15 protein-coding genes are annotated in these 19,136 nt (G+C 61.9%); 6 read left to right on the plus strand and 9 right to left on the minus strand.

Annotation, left to right across the window (positions count from 1 at the left end):
• Nucleotides 1-153: 153 nt before the first annotated feature.
• From HS101_06765 to HS101_06780, 4 genes are all read left to right on the plus strand, one after another.
• Complete coding sequence (locus HS101_06765) at nt 154-759, plus strand: sigma-70 family RNA polymerase sigma factor (protein MBE7505975.1); 606 nt, start codon at nt 154-156, stop codon at nt 757-759.
• A 102-nt stretch (nt 760-861) separates the two neighbouring features.
• Entirely contained in the window at nt 862-4,113 is a 3,252-nt protein-coding gene (locus HS101_06770) for a protein kinase (protein MBE7505976.1), read from the plus strand.
• Nucleotides 4,114-4,197: 84 nt separating this feature from the next.
• On the plus strand, nt 4,198-4,974 hold the full coding sequence (locus HS101_06775) for a hypothetical protein (protein MBE7505977.1): 777 nt from the start codon (nt 4,198-4,200) through the stop codon (nt 4,972-4,974).
• 26 nt (nt 4,975-5,000) lie between these two features.
• On the plus strand, nt 5,001-5,777 hold the full coding sequence (locus tag HS101_06780; protein ID MBE7505978.1) for a TIGR00730 family Rossman fold protein: 777 nt from the start codon (nt 5,001-5,003) through the stop codon (nt 5,775-5,777).
• Between the two features lie 21 nt (nt 5,778-5,798).
• On the opposite strand, the gene yidD is transcribed toward HS101_06780, so the two are convergent.
• From yidD to HS101_06820, 8 genes are all read right to left on the minus strand, one after another.
• The gene (gene yidD, locus HS101_06785) at nt 5,799-6,026 is read right to left on the minus strand and encodes a membrane protein insertion efficiency factor YidD (GenBank protein MBE7505979.1); all 228 of its coding nucleotides are present in this window, start codon (nt 6,024-6,026) and stop codon (nt 5,799-5,801) included.
• Complete coding sequence (gene trmB / locus HS101_06790) at nt 6,023-6,625, minus strand: tRNA (guanosine(46)-N7)-methyltransferase TrmB (protein MBE7505980.1); 603 nt, start codon at nt 6,623-6,625, stop codon at nt 6,023-6,025. The genes yidD and trmB overlap by 4 nt, the downstream gene beginning before the upstream one ends.
• 42 nt (nt 6,626-6,667) lie before the next feature.
• Nucleotides 6,668-8,353: a murein biosynthesis integral membrane protein MurJ gene (gene murJ, locus HS101_06795; GenBank protein MBE7505981.1), complete on the minus strand. Its 1,686-nt coding sequence runs from the start codon at nt 8,351-8,353 to the stop codon at nt 6,668-6,670.
• 76 nt (nt 8,354-8,429) lie between these two features.
• Nucleotides 8,430-9,455 (minus strand): peptidylprolyl isomerase, encoded by a 1,026-nt coding sequence (locus tag HS101_06800; GenBank protein ID MBE7505982.1) that lies wholly within the window; start codon nt 9,453-9,455, stop codon nt 8,430-8,432.
• Nucleotides 9,456-9,540: 85 nt separating this feature from the next.
• A complete protein-coding gene (locus HS101_06805; protein MBE7505983.1) occupies nt 9,541-10,968 on the minus strand; it encodes a sugar transferase in 1,428 nt (475 codons plus the stop codon).
• 387 nt (nt 10,969-11,355) lie between these two features.
• Nucleotides 11,356-11,772, minus strand: coding sequence for an acyl-CoA thioesterase (locus tag HS101_06810; GenBank protein MBE7505984.1), 417 nt, complete (start codon nt 11,770-11,772; stop codon nt 11,356-11,358).
• A 557-nt stretch (nt 11,773-12,329) separates the two neighbouring features.
• Nucleotides 12,330-15,320 carry a tetratricopeptide repeat protein gene (locus tag HS101_06815; protein ID MBE7505985.1) on the minus strand — a complete coding sequence of 997 codons (2,991 nt, stop codon included), beginning with the start codon at nt 15,318-15,320 and terminating at the stop codon, nt 12,330-12,332.
• A gap of 6 nt (nt 15,321-15,326) precedes the next feature.
• Entirely contained in the window at nt 15,327-15,941 is a 615-nt protein-coding gene (locus HS101_06820) for a sigma-70 family RNA polymerase sigma factor (GenBank protein MBE7505986.1), read from the minus strand.
• 243 nt (nt 15,942-16,184) lie between these two features.
• Here HS101_06820 and HS101_06825 point away from each other — a divergent pair, with 243 nt between their 5' ends.
• Nucleotides 16,185-17,342 carry a hypothetical protein gene (locus HS101_06825; GenBank protein MBE7505987.1) on the plus strand — a complete coding sequence of 386 codons (1,158 nt, stop codon included), beginning with the start codon at nt 16,185-16,187 and terminating at the stop codon, nt 17,340-17,342.
• Between the two features lie 137 nt (nt 17,343-17,479).
• The gene (gene larE / locus HS101_06830) at nt 17,480-18,340 is read left to right on the plus strand and encodes an ATP-dependent sacrificial sulfur transferase LarE (GenBank protein MBE7505988.1); all 861 of its coding nucleotides are present in this window, start codon (nt 17,480-17,482) and stop codon (nt 18,338-18,340) included.
• A gap of 3 nt (nt 18,341-18,343) precedes the next feature.
• Here the strand turns inward: larE and HS101_06835 are convergent, their stop codons facing one another.
• Nucleotides 18,344-19,051 carry an endonuclease V gene (locus HS101_06835; protein ID MBE7505989.1) on the minus strand — a complete coding sequence of 236 codons (708 nt, stop codon included), beginning with the start codon at nt 19,049-19,051 and terminating at the stop codon, nt 18,344-18,346.
• Between the last annotated feature and the right edge of the window lie 85 nt (nt 19,052-19,136).

A 19,136-nucleotide genomic window follows, 5' to 3' on the forward strand; every position in this document is an offset into this window, starting at 1 on the left:
CCAGGGGCGCACACGCCCCTACAAGTCATGCGTAGGAAGGGATCGAATTGTTTCACTTGTTGCGTAAGTGTCTTTATTATCAGGCCTTAGAACCAAATAACGCCCGAGCAGGCTGGTGCTCCGGGACGGTATAATTGAACCGGGGTGAAGCCGATGGCGTTATCTTCCGCCGAATTGACATCAACCGCCTTGCTCGAGAATCTTCACGACGCGAAGAATCAGGCGATCTGGCGCGAGTTTGACGGGCGATTCCGCCCGCTTCTCGTCAGTTTTGGGCGCAGGCTGGGTCTGGAGGCCGAGGACGCCGCCGACCTCGCGCAGGAGACACTGCTTCATTTCGTCCGTGACTATCGCGCCGGCAAGTACGACCGTTCCCGGGGCCGACTCGGGGCCTGGCTCATGGGGATTGCCCGTCATCGGCTGGGGGATGCCTTCAGGAAGAAGGCTACCCGCCGCGAGACGCGCGGGGAGTCCGCGATCATATCGCTGCCGGATGAGTCTGAGATGAGCGCGATCTGGGAGTCGGAGTGTCGTCAGACGGTTCTTGAAAGCGCCATGCGGGAAATGGGCGAGACTTCCCGTGTCAGCAAGCTGACCCTGGAGGCATTTCGCCTTCACGTCGTGGACGAGCTTAGCGCCCAGGATGTGGCGAATCGGCTGGGGACCACCCCGAGAGCTGTATACATGGCAAAGCACCGCTGTCTTCGTCGGCTTCGGACGGTTGTCGACGTCATGAACGAGCGATTCGGGCTCGTCTAGGACGATCGGTCGCTTCTCTCTCCTCTACGAGCCTCCCTCAAATGGGGCGGTCAAAGGGAGTCCGGTCAATCATACATGACGCGTTGTTGTTCGATCGAAGAATTGGAACGTGCGCAGACGGACGACCGGCTGCACGCATCGCTACAGGCGCATTTCCTGGCCTGTGCCAAGTGCCGCGCCCGATTTCGCGACATTGAAAAAAACAACGGCTTTCTCAAGTCGATCAAGACCGCCGACCCCGCAGGTCTCGTCGCCGCATCCCGCGCGGACCCCGGATCACTCCCTCAGGTAAAGGGATTCGAATTCATCCGAGAGCTGCATCGCGGGGGACAGGGTGTCGTTTATCTCGCTCGCCAGTCCGGGGCCAAGCGCCTCGTGGCGATCAAGATGATGCTCTCTGCCGCGCTGGCCACCTCGCGGCAACGGCGGCGCTTTGAACGAGAGATCGAAATCGTCGCGGGCCTCCGTCACCCGCTCATTGTGACCGTTTTCGAAAGCGGCAAGACGCCGGATGGCTGGCACTGGTTCGCCATGGAGCATGTCGAGGGCGTCCCCCTCAACGTTTATCTGAGCCAGCGCCGACCCACGCAGGACGGCTTGCTGCGGTTGATGGCCGACGTCTGCGACGCCGTGAATTTCGCGCACCAGCGCGGGATCATTCACCGCGACCTCAAGCCTGCCAACATTCTGGTTGATTTCGACGGACGTCCTCATATTCTCGACTTCGGGCTGGCGAAGGTCTTCGGCAGCCACCCACAGGCGATTGATTCCGCAACGACGCAGGCCGGCGAATTCATGGGAACCTTCGCCTACGCCGCGCCGGAACAGTTTCGCGGTGCCACGGCGGATATCGACACGCGTACGGACGTCTACGCCCTGGGCATCCTCCTGTACGAGGCGACGACCCGAGAGCACCCGTTTCCCGCGTCAAGTTCGCTACCCGATTTCATCAAGTCGGTGGAGGAGCGAGAGCCCAAACGCCCCTCGCTCATCTCTCCGGACGTCAGTTCCGAACTGGAGGCCGTCATCCTTCGCGCGCTGGCCACCGAACCGGAGCGTCGATACCAGTCGGCCGGCGCGCTCGGCGATGACATTACGCGCTGCCTGACGGGCGAGCCGGTCGAAGCGCGCAGGGACAGCCGATGGTACCTGCTTCGCAAGACGGTTCATCGGCATCGCTTGGCCGCCGTCGTCCTGTCCGCCTTCGCCATCCTGGTCCTCGGCTTTGCCATCGTCAGTGCCCGACAGACGCGGCTGATCGCCATTGAGCGAGACCGAGCCGTCAGTGCCGAACACACCATATCCCAATCGGCGGAATCGCTCGCCGCCGCCCTGCGCGAAAGCAACATCGAGCGCGGGCGTCTGCTCGCCCAGTCCGGCAACGTTCCCCTCGCGGAGTCGATGCTGCATCGAGAGTGGCTTTCCTCGCCGTTTCGAAGAGAGCCGCGAACCGTGTGGCCGCCGGATGATGCCGCTTACTGGGCGCTGTGGGAGCTCTATGCCGCCTCGCCCTGTCGGGAGACGATCCCCTGCGCAAAAGGCGGCAACCCGCGGCTCGCCTTCAACAGTACCGGCGAGATCGCTGCCGTCGCGGTCGGACGAAACATCCACCTGTTTCAATGGCCGGGGATGAAGCCGCTGAAGGTGATCGGCCCAACGAGCGACAACATTCTCGCCGTTTCATTTGTGGGTTTGACGAATCGGATTGTCGTCGGCTCGGTGCAGGGCCGCGTCGAGACATGGGACTTTTCGACAGGAGAAATGACGAACGATTTCCAGCACGGGGATCGGGCGATCCGTACGATCTGCCCCACGCCCGACGGACAACTCTACTTCATCAATACAATGGAACAAGCTGTTTGCGCTTTCGATCCGCAGGGCCGACGCATTGCGCCACCGTGTCTCGAGTCTGACGGGATCAGATCCATGGATATGGATCCATCGGCGCAGCACATCGCCCTGGGAGGCTCCAATGACACCGTCATCATCGTTGAACTGAACAACCGCCAAAATACGCTCGCGCTGCCCGCTCCGATGGGCCCCCGAAAAGATGTCACGGCCGTGCGATTTCATCCCGATGGTCAACTCCTGGCGCTGGGGCGCGAAGAGGGATCCGCTGAGGTATGGAATTGGCGTGATCGAAACCTGCTATGGAGCGAGCGACTCCATCACGCCCCCATTGTGTCGCTGGCCTTCTCGGCCGACGGCGCGACCCTGGCAAGCGGATCGAACGATCGACTCATCCAATTGACGGACACCGAGACGGGAAGCGCGACTCGAACACTCGGCGGACATACCAACACGCCGTCGTTTATCTATTTCGCAAAGAAGGGGGACAAGCTGGTCAGCGCGGGACTCGATGGACTTCTGAAAATCTGGGATGCGGCCGACCACCCGGGCACGCGCGTGCTGGAGGTGAACGGTCGCACACTTTTCGGCCTGGCATACAGCGCGGACGGCGAAAGGCTCGCGGTCACGGCGGCAGGCGGGCCCGATCCGATCCGCGTCTTCGATACACGTACATGGCAGCGAATACAAGCGTTCAGCGGCCATCGCGGTGTGGTGACTTCGGCGGCCTTTAGTCCGGACGGCGAACTGCTGGCAACCGGCGGTTACGACCACGACGTGCGATTGTGGAGCATCGCCGACGGCGTATGCCGGGCCGTGCTGAAAGGACACGACAATTTCGTGGAGAGCGTGGCCTTTTGCATGGGCGGCAGCCGTGTCGTCTCAGCCGCCGATGATGCAACGCTTCGCATCTGGGACTCCGTGTCACACGAATGTGTGGCTGTTCTGCGAGGGCACTCCGGCCGATGTCCGATGCTGTCCGTATCGCCCGACGGCCGGACGATTGCATCGTGCGGCATTGACGGCACCGTGCGATTGTGGTCCGCAGTCGACGGCGCGCCGCTTGCGGTGTTCAAAGGTCATAAGGTTCCCGTGCGAGCAGTTTGCTACTCGGCCGATGGGCGACTGGTCCTCTCCGGCGGGGACGATGCGACTATTCGAATCTGGGATGTGGCGAAAAAGATTTGCGTCGGCGCCATGACCGGCAGCGATCAGGATATCTTCGGCCTGACCGTGAGCCCCGACGGACGATTCGCCGCGTCCGCCACGCGCGGCGGTGTCGTACAGTTGTGGTCGCTGGAGAAGCAAACTGCCCTTGCAGTGGTGGAAAAGGTCTCGTCGCAAATGTTTTGTGCCAGATTCGGCCCCGACGGGCGCACGATCGCCGTCTGCGGAGAGGCCGGTGTCGTCAAACTGATCGATCTCACCTACTTTGACGAGCACATTTCCGCGGCAGAGCGCGTCGACTGGGCGACCGAATCACGGGATACTTTGGAAGCTCCCTGAATCGCCTCACACTCTTCACCAAGCGGCGCCCTACACCCCGTCGGCAAAACGCTGATACAATGCGCCTCCAACGGAGCCCCATGAATGGCCGAAGAGAGGTCCGACAAGCATACCCATCCTCACCATGTCGCCTCGCCTCACCTGGCCGAGCAGATCGTCGAACTCTCCGCGCTGACCGGCGGCCTGGCCCATGAGATTCGCAATCCGCTTTCGACCCTGAAGGTCAACCTGCAACTGCTCGATGAGGACTGGCGAAAGGTGGAGGCGCCGACCGCCGATCAGCCGTGCGATCCGCAGGACGTGGCCCGGCGCAGCCGAGCCCGAATCGCGACGCTGCTCAAGGAGGCCAACCGCCTCGAACAGATTCTGTACGACTTTCTCAAGTACATCGGTAAACGCGATCTTCGGCTCGCCGCCCACGATCTGAATCTGGTCGCCGCCGAGCTTGTTGAATTCTATCGACCGCAGGCGCATGCAGGAGGCGTCGAGTTGGAGATGATCCCCGCCGATGCGCCGGTCGTGTGCCGCGTCGACGCCGATCACATCAAGCAGGCCGTGCTCAACCTGTTGATCAACGCCCAACAGGCCATGCCCGGCGGAGGAAAGATTCAGATTCGCATTTCGCAGGATTCATCCGGCGCCGGACAGCTCGTCATCTCAGACAGTGGTCCCGGCTTTGATGTCGGACAGCGTGATCGCCTCTTCGAGGCATATTATTCCACCAAGAAGGGCGGCACCGGCCTGGGACTTGCCACGGCGAGGCGAATCATCCGCCAGCACGGCGGAACGATCAGCGCGGCATCGCCCGTCGGCGGCGGGGCCGAGTTTACGATCACGCTGCCTCAAGATTGCCGCGAGTAAAGATCGCCAACAGACGGGAGAACCTAATGTCCAATGAGCAATCGCTACATCGAGACCCGAGCCAGGAAACCTGGCGGATGTTCCGCATCATGGCGGAGTTCGTCGAAGGTTTCGAGACCATGGGGCGCATCGGCCAGGCGGTGAGCATCTTCGGCTCGGCGCGAACGCAACCCAACGAGCCCCACTATAAGAACGCCGACCGCCTCGCGGCGCGACTGGTCGATCTTGGCTTCGCGATTATCACGGGCGGCGGGCCGGGGATCATGGAAGCGGCCAATCGCGGCGCATACAACGCGAAAGGCACCTCGATCGGCCTCAACGTCACCCTGCCGCACGAGCAGGAAGCCAACCCCTATCAAGACATCAGCCTGGAGTTTCACTATTTCTTCGTGCGCAAGGTCATGTTCCTCAAGTATTGCCTCGGGATGGTCTGCTTTCCCGGAGGCTTCGGGACCCTCGATGAGTTCTTCGAGTCGATGACGCTCATTCAAACAGAAAAGAGCCCCAGGTTTCCGGTGGTGCTCTTTGATTCCAAATACTGGTCGCCGCTCGTCGGATTCTTCCGCGAAATGCTTCTGCGGGAATATCGATCCATCTCAAAAGAGGACCTGGATCTCTTCATCGTCACCGACGACGTGGAAGAGGCGGCGAACTACCTGCGCACCACCGTGGACAAATCGCTGGCGGAGCGACGGCCCCCATCAGCCGAAGAGGAGGCGAAGATGCCGCACGAACATCGCATCACAGGTGAAGGCACGCGCTATGGCAAGCCGTCGATCAAGCGACGCGTCGGCCCGCTGTAGAGTTCTGTCGATTTCCAATCTCTAGGGAACCAGATCAATCCCGCCGCGCGCGAACGGGTGGCAGCGCAGTATTCTGCGAATGGAGATCAAGCCGCCGCGCCAGGGGCCGTGGCGATTCAGCGCCTCAAGCGCATATTCACTGCACGTGGGATGAAACCGACACGCGTTGCCGGGCACCAGGGGGCGCAGCACGAGTTGATAAGCCCGCACGAAGAGGATCAGAAGGGTTGTCATGACTCGGCGGATCATGTCACCCTCCTCACGGCAAGCCGATAGATCGGCCGGCCTTCGCGCAGATACTTGATTTCAAAATTCGTCTGCACCTGCTCGTCGACCGTCCCGAACTCAGCGTCATCAAAGGGCATCACCGTAAACGCGGGGCTCGACAGGATCGCCGACTGAATCTGGCAGAAATATTCCGCGTGATCGGACTGCGCCGCAAGCCGGCCGTTCGCCTGAAGCACACGGGCTGCCGCCTCGACAAAGTCCGGCGTGAACATCCGCCGCTTGCGGTGACGCCTCTTGGGCCACGGATCGGGATGATAAACGTGCAGCGCAAAAAGCGACGCAGGCGGCAGCCGGTGCAGGACAAACTCCTTCGCGTCGCAGCGCATGACCCGCACGTTGGACATGCCCCAGCGCGCCATCCGATCCGCAGCGAAGCGATAATACTGATTGGCCCACTCGATGCCGAGATAGTTGCGCTCCGGATGCGCCCTGGCCTGCCGCAGCAGAAACGCGCCCTTGCCGCAGCCGATCTCAAGCTCGACGGGGCGGTCGTTGTTGAACATCGCGGGCAGGTCGGCGATGTCGCCCAATGTCTCCGGCGCAACAGCAATGTCGTCCATGGTCGGCATTCATTGATTATAAGGCGGCGACGCCCGGGGCGACTACGGGCGAGGACCGGGCGTTTCTACTGCGACGGGCCGACGGCGGAGCAGCCAGTCGATTTCCTCGCTCTTGAGGATGCGGGCCAGCAGGAGATAAGCCAAGACGGCAGAGACCAGCGGCACGAATACATAGATGCACCGCGTTCCCGTTCGGCCGAGATAGGAAATGGGCCATTCCTGTGCCCACGAGAATACAAGCGAGGAAACCATCCAGACAATCGCCCCGCCCAGAAGCGTTTTGACGGCCGACCTGGCAATCAGCCTCCCACCGATCAGCCCGCGCAGTCGCCTTCGCAGCAGCCAAAGCGACACACACACGTGCATGGCCGCGGTCGTTGACGTGCTGATGCCAAATGCCGCCTCGCGGATCGATGGATGCCAGACCAGCGACGCGCTCAGGACAATATTCAGTGCCACCAGCGACACACCAATCCACATCGGCGTCAGCGTATCTTTCAGACTGTAAAACCCGCGGAGCAGAATATGCTGGCAGCAGAACGCGGGAATGCCCACCGCGTACCACTTGAGCACCCACGCCGCCCGCCGCGTCGCATCAGGGCCGAACCGCCCGTGCTCAAAAAGCAGCGAGACGATCGGTTCGGCAAGTACGAACAGGACCACCGCCGCCGGAACGCCCTCAAAAATCGCCACGCGCATCGACTGACCAAGCGTCGACCTCAGTCCGCCGAAGTCCTGCCGGCTCGCATAAAGCGAGAACAACGGGAACACGGCGGTGGCCAGGCTGATCGCCAGCACCCCGAGCGGAAACTGATAAAGGCGCTGCGCATTGTTCACCGCGGACAGCGCCCCCTCGACCAGCGGATAGTCAAACTCGTGCCCCATGAGCGTAAAAGAAGGCGGCGCTTTGGGGCCACGCGTCAGATAAGTACAGATGTAGGCGTCAAAGAAGACCGAGAAGAGCAGCACGCCCTGCCCCAGCAAAACCGGAAGAAACATGCGTCCGATCCGGCGCACGTCAGGATCATGAAGCCCCAGCGACAATCGAAACTCGACGCCGTGTCTGCGAAGCACCGGCAGGATGATGAGCAGTTGAATCACGGCCGCGGCAAGCACCGTGTAGGCCACGCCGAAGATCTGCTCCTCCAGCAAATCGCCCAGCATCGGCCCGACAACCAGCACGCCGAACATGTTCATGATGTTCAACACGATCGGCATCAGCGAGGGAACGGCAAAGTGATTCAGGCAATTGAGGATGGCGGAGAACAGCGCCAGCAGGCAGATGCCGATCATGAACGGCAGCATCACCGCCGTCAGGCCGGTCTGCAGCTCGCGCATCGCCCCTCCGGGCTTGAAGTGCCATACCACCAGCACTCCAACTTCCAATAGCACCGTGATGGCCACAAGGACCACCGTCATCAGACCCGCTACCCGCCCGAGGAGGGTCCATGCGGCGCTGCGCCCGCGCTGGTCGAGGGTCTCGGTGAAGATGGGAATGAAGATCGCCGACAAGGCCCCTTCGCCGAACAGGCGGCGAAACAGATTCGGAATGAGGAAGCCGTAGTTGAAGGCGTCCTGCACCCACTTCTGGCCGTACACATGGTTGAGAACGATATCCCGGGCCAGGCCCGTAAAGCGCGACAAAAGCGTGCAGGCGGCAATGAGCTTGGCGGAATTCAGGTACTTGGAGTCATGCGACATCGCGGCCGGAATATATCGGTGATGCATGGCCGCAACAATTTACGAATCGCCCGGCGATCAGCCATTCCGCCGGCGGCCGGAGGCAGGAAGCCGAACAAACGACCTAGCGGGATTCCACAAGCGGCGCGTCCACAGCCGACATGCTCTTGATAATCAGGGGGGATTCGGGACGCCGATTCGCATCGGTCGCCGTCTCGCCGATGCGCCGCAGCGTAGCGAGCGACTGCGGGCCGGTGATCTGCGCAAAGGCGGTGTATCGCCCGTCCCAGCCCGGCTGACGCGACAGGCAGATGAAGAACTGGCAGCTTCCCGAATGCGGATCGCCCGGTAGAAGGGCCATGCCGACCGTGCCGATCTCAAAGGCCGTATCGTTGAACTCGGGCTCCAGCGTCAGACCGTCGGGCCGCTTGCCCTCGCCGTTGCCGTCGGGAGAACCGCCGAGGATGAACTGATTCGGCATGACCAGATGGAACACCTTGCCGTTGTAGAAACGCCGGTCGATCAGCTCCAGAAAGTTCGCAACGTGACGGGGCGCTTTTTCATACAGCAACTGGATCGTCAGCGTGCCGTACTCCGTCTCCATCAGGACCTGCTTATAAGGCACGACCGTAACGACGACGGGAGGCGCTTCCAGCGCTCCGCCGTAGGGCTTCCACTTGAGCTCGTAAATGCCCGCCTGATGCAGCCCCGGATAAAATCGCGAAGCATCAAACCTCAGGCCCGCGACGCCGAACGGCGCCAGCGTGATGGCCGGTATCGGATACTCCGGTTTGCGCGTCACACGGTCGCCCATGTTCGGCATCTCTTCCGAGGCAACTTCCAAAGCGCGAAACTGCGGTCCCGAAAACACATGTTCGAGAGGCAGGCCGACGCCGATGTCCGGCCGCTCCTTCCCAACCAGCGCCCCGGGAACGGAGAGCGTCACCTTTTCATCCGTCAGATTGTAAATGGCGAACTCAACGATCACCTTGCCGCCGACCGGCACCACCGTCTTCTCCGGCCGCAACTCGGCGCGGACCATGCTCGACAGCGGCTTGTCGGGCGAGAGAGGCGCGAGCGCGTCCCCGACCGTCGGCTGAGCGACGATACATGCCGACAAGGCGGCTAGTGTCGGGAGCAATCCCATCATGAAGGCCTCTTACGCGACAATGTGTCGATGATGCGCCCCCCACCCGGCGGGCATGACATCGCCAGGCGCGGCGCCGCGTCCGAACTCACGCACCCGATCCGCTGAGCACCGCGCTGATCGTGCGACATAGAATAAAGAAATCGAGCTTCAATGACCAATGGTCTATATAAAACAGGTCCAGCTTCATCCATTCCTCGAAACCGATCCGATGACGACCCTTCACCTGCCAGATACACGTCAGCCCCGGCCTCATGCTCAATCGCCGACGCTGCCAGCGATCGTACCTGACGACCTCGGACGGTAGCGGCGGCCTCGGGCCGACGATCGACATATCTCCCTTGAGCACGTTGAAAAGCTGCGGCAACTCGTCGAGGCTCCATCGCCTCAGGAACTTGCCGACCGTCGTTACGCGCGGATCGTTCTCCATCTTGAAGACCGGCCCCTCGACCTCGTTCATCTTGGCCAGCTCGGTCTGCTTTGCCTCCGCGCCCAGTTCCATCGTCCGAAACTTGAGCATGGCGAATTCCCGACCGCTCAGGCCGCTTCTTCGTTGCCGAAACAGAACCGGACCCGGAGATGTCGCCTTTATTGCCAGCGCGCATAAGAACATTATCGGCGCTACCAGAATGATCCCGATAACCGTAAGCACAACATCCGCCGCCCGCTTGACCCACAAGAGCTCCGGCGTGTGCCGCACCGGCGAGTAGGCCAGGAGCGGGATACCGTGAAAATTCACCAATTCCGGTGTTGAGTGGCATGCCAGCGATTCCACCTGAATCTGGGCCGTGACCCCGATCTCCTCACACAATTGAACGTACGGCAGCAGCTTCGGCAGCACCTCGATCGGGGCGCAAAAAATGACCTCGTCCACGACGTTGCCGTCCAGAAACCGACCCAGTTCCTCGATGCCGCCGAGGACCGCGCCGGTGGCGAATTCAGAGCCGCTTTCTTCCCAAAAGCCCCGCAAATGGCCCAAAACCATGGGGCGTCCGAGCGCGGCCGTACGCAGGAGCCTGCGTATCCGAATCGCATCGCGGCCCGTCCCGACGATCAAGACGTGCCGTTGTTGCCGGGAGTTGATCCAACTGCCGACGATGCCTGTTATACCTCGCACCAAAAGGCTGGTCGCAGGCACCACCAAAAGCATAAAGCCGATCTGGGCCCGGGGATACTCGATTCGGACGAACAGCAGGGCCAGTCCGGCAATCAGCAGGGCGAGGATCACATCGGCAATAATTGCCGTTCGCAGGTGCCATCCAAAGGACCGCCATCGCTCCTGATATGACCCCATCATCCCAAGAATCACAGGCCACGCGATCGGCAGAAACACCATGACCTTCAGGTGCACCTCGCGGACGCTGCTGATCTTCCCCGGGAGAAGCTCCGGCCACGGCACGCCCATATAGAGGCGGCAGCGGATGATGTCGGCCAGCATGTAGGCGAAGAGAATCGCCGCGCCGTCCGCGACGATCATCCCCACTCGGAATTGTCGCCATAGCCTGTTCTGGGTCATGGATATTTTGCGACCTCTGACGGTGTGCGAGTTCGAGTCTGCCGCGACGACGGCGGCGATCGCGAGGCGCCGTCAGGTATCAGGTCTGCTCCCAAGCGGATTCTAAGCGCCCCGATTCCCTCGAACAAATGCCGACCTATCTCAGCGAGCGGGCCCTGCGAATTCAAAGAGCAGTTTCCACCGAAACTTAACCCCTCACTCACCCGACCATAACGGCCACCGGCTACAAGAATTGCACCTTTTACGGCTCCACCCAAGTCACCCTTCGCCGTTCTGACCGCGACAATCAGGGCGGCCACTTCTTTTTTTGCGCAGTCGATTCAGCGGCCCCTTTCTTAAGGTGGCAGGGCTCCGGTTGCCGGCGGCGTCCCAATGGCTGAGCCGCCCCTAACCGTGCTGCTCCGCCGCGTGAAAAATCTCATCCGGAATCGGAATCAACTTGCCCGCGCGGTCAATGCAGGCCAGCGTGCTCTTGGCCTCGCAGAGCAGTCGATCGCCGCGGCGCAGCGTATAGGCGTGGTCGATGCGCGCCCGCGTCATGCGCTCGATCTTCGTGGTCAGTGTCAGTTCGTCGTCGTAATAGGCCGGCGCGCGAAACTGCACCTCGATCTTCGCGACGGCGAAGAGCACCCCCGCCGCCTCCAGGTCACGATATCGAAACCCGGCCAGGCGCAGCAGCTCCGTTCTCCCCATCTCGAAATACTCGAAGTACTTGGAGTGGTGCAGATACCCCATGGGGTCGCTTTCCGCGTAGCGCACGCGAATGGATAAGTCGCAGGTCGTCGGCGGTTTCGTCGCGTTCATGCCGACATTGTCAACACGCCGCAGGGCCAACGCAACCCGACCGCGGCCCCCTGTCCCAGCCTCCCATGCGCGCGCACGTTGAGCAAGATTTCATAGATGGAGATCGATCCAACGATGACCCGCGAGGTAGCGAGTGATGATTCCGGTGCAGGAAACCTCAAGCCCCCAGGTCCCAGGCCTGTTTCGCTCATTTTTCACCCAAATGGCCAGCCGCCCCAACACATGCCTGCCACAACACTTGCCAGCGCCGCCAAACTTTTTTCGCCTATTGTCACCTTCAAATCTTCGCATCGCCGCGCCCCCGATCCGAGCCGCGCGCGTCAGCAAGCGGTACCAGAAAAGCCGGAAACCCGATCGCACTCAACGCCAACCGCCGACGCAATCTGTGTCACCGCCCTTGCATTTTCCTGGACCCTCTCGAATGCCCCCCCGCAACCCCGCCGCCGCTCACCATTTCGACGTTTCGACTTTTCGACGTTTTCACCAATCGCCCCAACCTGCGCCCGGTACAAGTGTTGCCACAATCCCCGAAGGCCGTGTGTCACCTTATGTCACCTTCAATCCGGCACGCCCTCAGCAGGCGCCGAGGCCGGTTTCGGCCTCGACTTCTCGCGCCACTGTCTCGCAAGCTCGTCGTAGCCCTCGTCCGGCGAGACACGGTGCTTTTCCTCGTAGAGCCGCACATAGGCGTTAATAAAGGTGCCGCGAAGATACGACGGCAGCCCATCCATGCCGGGCGATGCGCTCATCTCGGCCAGAATCGCCTCCGCCTCGGCGGTCTTGCCCTGCTCCGCGAGACAAAGGGCCATCCCCAGTTTGGACGAGTACATGGAGTGATGCTTCGTCAGGGATTGCCGCGCGTAAATCTCCAACGCCTCGCGAAAGTACGGCTCCGCGCCGGCGGGGTCTTTCTGCTTAAGGAGCTGATAACCCATGTTCGATTCGCTCAGGGCGACGTCCGGATGGTCGTCGCCGAGTATGCTGCGTCGCACATCCAGCGCCTCGCGGAGGAGCGGTTCGGCCGCGGCGAGGTCGCCGGACAACTGATACATCATCGCCAGGTTATTCACATTAATGATGACATCCGGGTGGTCATCGCCCAGCAGTTTGCGATTCATCGCCAGGGCCTCGCGCGCCAGCGCGATGGCCGTGGGCATGTCGTCCATATCCATGACGGTCGCGGCGAGGTTGTTCAGGCAAGTCGCAATAACCACGTGCTCTTCGCCAAGCACCTTGTGGTACATGTCGATCGTCTCGCGGAGACACTTCTCCGTGGAGACAAAATCATCGCGGTTGTGATAGACGCCGGCGAGGTTCAACAGGCTGTCGGCGACTTCCTTGCTGCCTTCCGGAAACAATCTCCTGCGGAGGTCGAGCGATTCACTGATGAGCTTTTCCGCCTCGTCGAGTTCACCCGTGGTGAGCAAAAGGCCGCCCAGATCGTTCAGGATTTGCGCGAGGGTCCGGTTAGGTGTCTCGGGCAGCGCCCGCGCCTGGGCCAAAGCCTCTCGAAACACGGCCTCGGCCCCGGCCATGTCGCCTTGCTCGTAGCGGCTGATGGCGATATTGCTGCGAGCGATGATCGTCCTTTCGTTTTGAATTCCCAGACCGGACTCGTAGAGGCCCAGCGCCTCCCGCCGCACCACCTCATCCTCACGGTTTTTCCCCTGAGCGCCGAGCACCGACGAAAGCTCCGACAGGGCATCGGCCAGCAGGACTACATCTACAGGGTCATTCGCTCGGCGCAGTTCAACGGCCCGGCGCAAGGCGGGCTCGGCGTCTTCGTTAAGGCCGAGGGTTCGAAGAATCGTGCCGAGTGTAAACAGCAACTCCGACTGAACACGCGGCTGGTCAGCGAACTTCGTCTCGACAAGCTCGATGTCGCGGCTCAGGACGTAATCACCGAGGACGCGCCGGGCGACATCCACCGCCTGGACCGGTTCGACGATGTCGGCGTACTGCTGGATCTGCTCGCTGATTTCGGCATCGGTGAGTTTCCGCCGATCGGGCCACTTTCCGACAAAGCGTCGGCGCAGGCTCTCTTCCACCTGCTTGCGAAACAGCTCCTTGAAACCGGCCCCCAGCGCCTCCACGTTGATGCCGGAAAACAGCTCAGATTGAAACTCGGCGACTTGGCGCGTCTCAGCGGAACGCCGATCGGCCAATGCCCGCTGGGCCGCTTCGGACTCCAGGGCCCGGGAGGCTCGGATCGCAAACCCGATCGAGACGATCGTGGAAACGATCATCGTCAGAATCATCGCCCCGCCGGCGATGACGGCCCGCCGATGACGCCGGTAAATCTTCTTCAACTTATAAGCCCTGCTCGGCGGACTCGCCGAAACCGGCTTGTGAGTCAGGAAGGCCGAGACATCGTCGGCGAGTGCAACGGCGGTGGCATATCGTCGGGTGCGCTCCTTCTCCAGGCACTTCATGACGATCCAGTCCAGATCGCCCTGGAGCGACCGGGTCAGCGCCAGCGGCTCCATGCGCCGGCGCTCCGCGATCTCCGAGATGGCGTCCGTCGAAGGCTCGTCCGAAGTCTCCGATCGCGGCAGTACGGTGATGTTCGACGAGTTACCCAGCGTGCGCAAGCGCGTGCTGGGCCGGGGCGGCTCCTCGTCGCGGATGATGCGCTGGATCTCAGCCAGCGGCGAAGAACGGAGCCTTCGGCTGTCAAACGGCGGACCACCGGCCAGCAGTTCGTAAAGAAGCACGCCCAGCGAATACACGTCACTGCGCGTATCGATGTCGATCCCCGAGACTTCGGCCTGCTCGGGACTCATGTATTCCGGCGTACCGACCAGTTGATGCAGCTCGGTGAAGTACGTCTTGTCGGTCAGTCGGACTTCCGTGGCCTTGGCGATGCCGAAGTCGATGACCTTCGGCAACGGCCGACCATCGGCGGAAGTCACCAACACGTTCGACGGCTTCAGATCGCGATGGATGATGCCCTTCTGATGGGCGTGCTGCACGGCGAAACAAATGTCGCGGAACAAAGTCAGCCGCTCGGCGATGGGCAGCTTCTCCCGGTCGCAATAACGGGTCACAGGTTCGCCGCGGACCAGCTCCATGACAAAGTAAGGCCGCCCCTGCTCGGTCTGCCCGGCGTCGAGAACCCGGGCGATATTGGGATGATCCATCATGGCCAGGGCCTGGCGCTCGGCTTCAAAGCGCGCAATCACCTGCTTCGTATCCATGCCCGCCTTGATGATCTTAAGCGCCACCCGGCGGACCACCGGTTCGACCTGCTCCGCGAGAAAGACGATGCCGAAGCCGCCTTCGCCGATCTTCTGGAGGAGCTTGTAGCGTCCGATCCGCAGACCCGGTCCTTCCAGCATCGCTCGCCCATTGACCGACTCGAAGCCCGCCCCGGTGGGGGCGTTCATGAAGCGCGGGTCGTCAAGCGTCGCGAGGAGTTCGATTGCCTCGGCGGTGATGTCAGGATTTGCGGCGGTCGCGCGAATGACGAAGTCGCGCCGCTGCTCCGGCGGGAGCCGCGCGGCCTCCAACAACAACTGCTTGAGCTGCTCGCGACCGTTCGTGTCCATTCTTGGCTAGTTTCCTTGAATCTGCCCCTGAAGATGTCGAAGCAGCCAGGCCCGGGCATAGCACCATTCGCGATCGACCGTGCTCGGCGAGATGTTCAGCGCGGCGGCGGTGTCATCGATCGAGAGCCCCGTATAGAAACGAAGCTGCGCCACGCTTGCCGCCCGCACATCATGTTCCTTGAGCGCCTCAATCGCCGTGTCGATATCGAGGGCGTGACCGACCGTCTCATCACTCGCCAGATCGGCGACGTTGGCGATCTCCTTGTTCCATCCTCCGCCGCGCTTCTTCGCGCCGACCCGGCGCGCATGCTCGATGAGGATCCGGCGCATCGCTTCCGCGGCAGCCGCGTAAAAGTGGGCGCGATTGTCCCAGCCGACTTCCGTGTCGCCAAGCAGCCGCAGATACGCCTCATGCACCAGGGCCGTCGCCTGGAGCGTATGGTCGCGACGCTCCTGGCGCATCTGCCGCTCCGCAAGTTCGCGCAGGGATCGATAGACGAGGGGCAGCAGATCGCGCGCCGCCTGCGGCGCGCCGGCGGCGGCCTCCGACAGCAGCTTCGCGACACGACCCTCGTCCGATGTCCCGGACGGTTCGCTTTTCTCCGACGATTTGTCAATCATGGCATTACCACATGCGAAAAGCGGCCGACGCGGACCTCAGGATTCCGCCCTCGAATCCTGACAGCCCGGCATATTCTACCCTGCTCCCCCCCGCGGCATACGACGATCCGATCAATTGATCCCGGCCTGTCCGGAATAAATGGATTTCATGATGTCGCCCGGCCCGCCATTGACGCATTCTCCCCCGTCAGCAACCCACGCCTGATTCAGACCGTCCTCGCGGACAAACCAGGGAGAAAAACCATGTCCAGAAACCGAAACTGCGCGCTGCAAGCCTGCTTCACCACCCTCGCCGTCTGTTGGTCGGTCGTCTTTTCCGGTTGCGACACCATCGCGCTGCCGCCGCTCGGAGGATCAGGCACCATGGGCACGCCGAATCCGAATCCGAATCCAAACCCATCGCCCCAAGCCTCCTCCGGTCCGTTCCCATCCGGTACGTACATCTTCTCACTCAAGTCAGACCCCATCGATGGCTTCACCTACACCAACTCCGGCGCTACCCTTGAGCACTGGGTCTTCAGGCCGCCGCTCTCGCAGGGCCGAGCGTTTTGCGGAGCAGCCGCTCTGAATGACCGCATCTACGCGATCGGTGGCAACAACGCGGTACTGGCCGAACTCGCCACCGTCGAAATGCTCGATCTACCCGGCACCGGCATTTGGACGCCCGTCGCCCCGCTTTCGGCCCCGCGCACCGGCATCGCCGCTGCCGCCGCCAATGGCAAGATCTACGCAATCGGAGGTTTCAGAATCGGCGTGCCGCTCGTGGGCACGAACGAAGAGTACGACCCTGCTCTGAACACCTGGACCCCGCGCGCACCGAACCCCACCCCGCGTTCCTACGCCGCCGCCGTGACCGTCAACGGCAAGATCTATCTCATGGGCGGTTCAACGATCATCAACAACACGTTCCAGGATACGACCAGCGTCGACGAGTATGATCCCGTCGCCAACACCTGGACGCCCAAGGCGCCGATGCCCGTCGCCATGTCGACCCACGCCGCGGCCGAGCTGAACGGCAAGATTCACGTCGTCATCGGCACCACGCACCTGGAGTATGACCCCGTCACCAATGGCTGGACGCCGCGCAAGCCCATGATCACGGCGCGTGACCGCCTCGGCGCTTTCAGTTGGAACGGCAAGCTGTACGCGGTCGGCGGACGGCTTCCCGGCGGCGGCGTGTTTGGCGCAGCGGAGGAATACAGCCCCGAGCTCGACAACTGGACGCCCCGCCAGTCGGTGGGCAACACGAATCTCCGCCACTCGTCCGGCTACGCCGCGATCGGCCCCTCCTACTACCGCATCGGCGGCACGGCCCCGACGGGCCAGGGCGGAAACAATCATGACATTCAAACCATGGAGTACTTCGCCCACACCCCTGTCTTCCCGTTCCGCAAGAACTGAGGCAGGCTCGAACCGGCGACTCTCTTGCAGGGTCAAATGGCGCCGGCGTGATTCATTCGCGCCGGCGCCGGCTTTTTTACCGCCCTGACTGCCGATTCGCCTGGATACGCTATGATATTTAGTCAAGGGGTTGATACATGAAACGAAATGACATACTGACCACATCAAGTACCGCCACAAAAGTCGAAGAGGCACGCGCCATTCTTCGATCTCTGGGCCGAGTAGCCGTCGCATTCAGCGGCGGCGTGGATTCGACATTCGTGCTCAAGCTCGCCGTCCAGACTCTGGGACAGGCAAACGTCTTGGCCGTCACCGGACGAAGCCCCAGCATCGCTTCCGCCGAGGTCGAGGAGGCCGTCCGCCTCGCCCAGGCCATCGGGGCAGAGCACCTTGTCATCAGCACGCAGGAATTCGACGACCCCGACTACATCGCCAATCCGACCAACCGCTGCTATTACTGCAAGACCGAGCTCTACACGCGCATGAAGCCCTTCATCGCCGAGCGCGGCTTCGACGCCATCGTCAACGGAACGAACGCCGATGATCTGGGCGACTATCGCCCCGGCCTGTCAGCGGCGGGTGAACACTTCGTGCGAGCCCCCGCGGCAGAGGCCGGGCTGACCAAGCCTGAGATTCGCGTTCTTTCCGCCGAGATGGGCCTTCCCACGCACGACAAGCCGGCCGGCCCGTGTCTTTCCAGTCGCGTGCAATACGGCGAATCGATCACCCCGGAAAAGCTCCGTATGATCGAAGCGGCGGAGACGATGCTCCACGATCTGGGCTTTCGGGAGTGCCGCGTTCGGCACCACGACAAGCTTGCGCGAATCGAGGTCCCCGCCGGACAGATCGAGCGGTTGGCATCACCCGACTTGCGAATGAAGGTCGACGCGGCATTCCGCGAACTCGGCTACCAGTACGTCTGCATCGACATCCGCGGCTTTCGCAGCGGGAGCATGAACGAAGTGATCGCATTCGGCGTCAAACAATTGGCGACGTAACCTTCAGCTCTCGTCCGACGGCGACTCCGCCTTCCCTATCTCGGCCTTCAGTTTCGCCACGAGTTGATCCGCCAGTCGCGTCGGCTGCGGGAGCCGAAATCCTGCGTGACACCAGATCGCCGTCTTGACCGCCTCGATCAGTGTGATGCGATGGCCCACGCTGACGAAGACCGGCTTGAATTGCTCGTGCGTTCGAACGATGCGGCCGATGAGTTCGCCCTTATCCAGCATGGGCGAATTCGCGCCGCGCTGTTTCGTCGGCTCTCGATACTCCCCGCAGAGCAGGCTCTTGGCGCATCCGAAAGTCGGGCGATCGAGAAACAACCCCACGTGACAAGCCAGACCCATGCGCCTCGGATGCGCCAATCCGTGTCCGTCGAGCATGAATACGTCCGGCTCACAGCGGATGCGACGGGCCGCGGCGATAATCGCAGGGGCCTCACGAAAACTCAGCAGGCCGGGCACATAGGGAAAACTTACCGGTCTGACGACGTGCGTCGTCTCCAAAACCGAACGCGTGCCGAGATCCCAGACAACCCAGCACGCGACAATGCGCTTTTCCGAATCTATGAATGCACAATCTGCGCCGGCGACCAGCCGGGGACGCCTGCCGATCGGTTCGATCACCACGGCATCGGCCAGATCGCGCTGGATCGCCACGGCCCGCGCGGGCGTAACGTTCCATCGGTGGAGAGCACGCGGCAGCTTCATGCAGCCATCGTATCTCCTCGCTTCTCAACTGCGTAGGAGGCCGCCGATTCAGGTCCTGATTGTTTCTCCCCGTCGGGACGAATAT

Source organism: Planctomycetia bacterium, assembly GCA_015075745.1.
GTDB lineage: Bacteria > Planctomycetota > Phycisphaerae > UBA1845 > UTPLA1 > UTPLA1.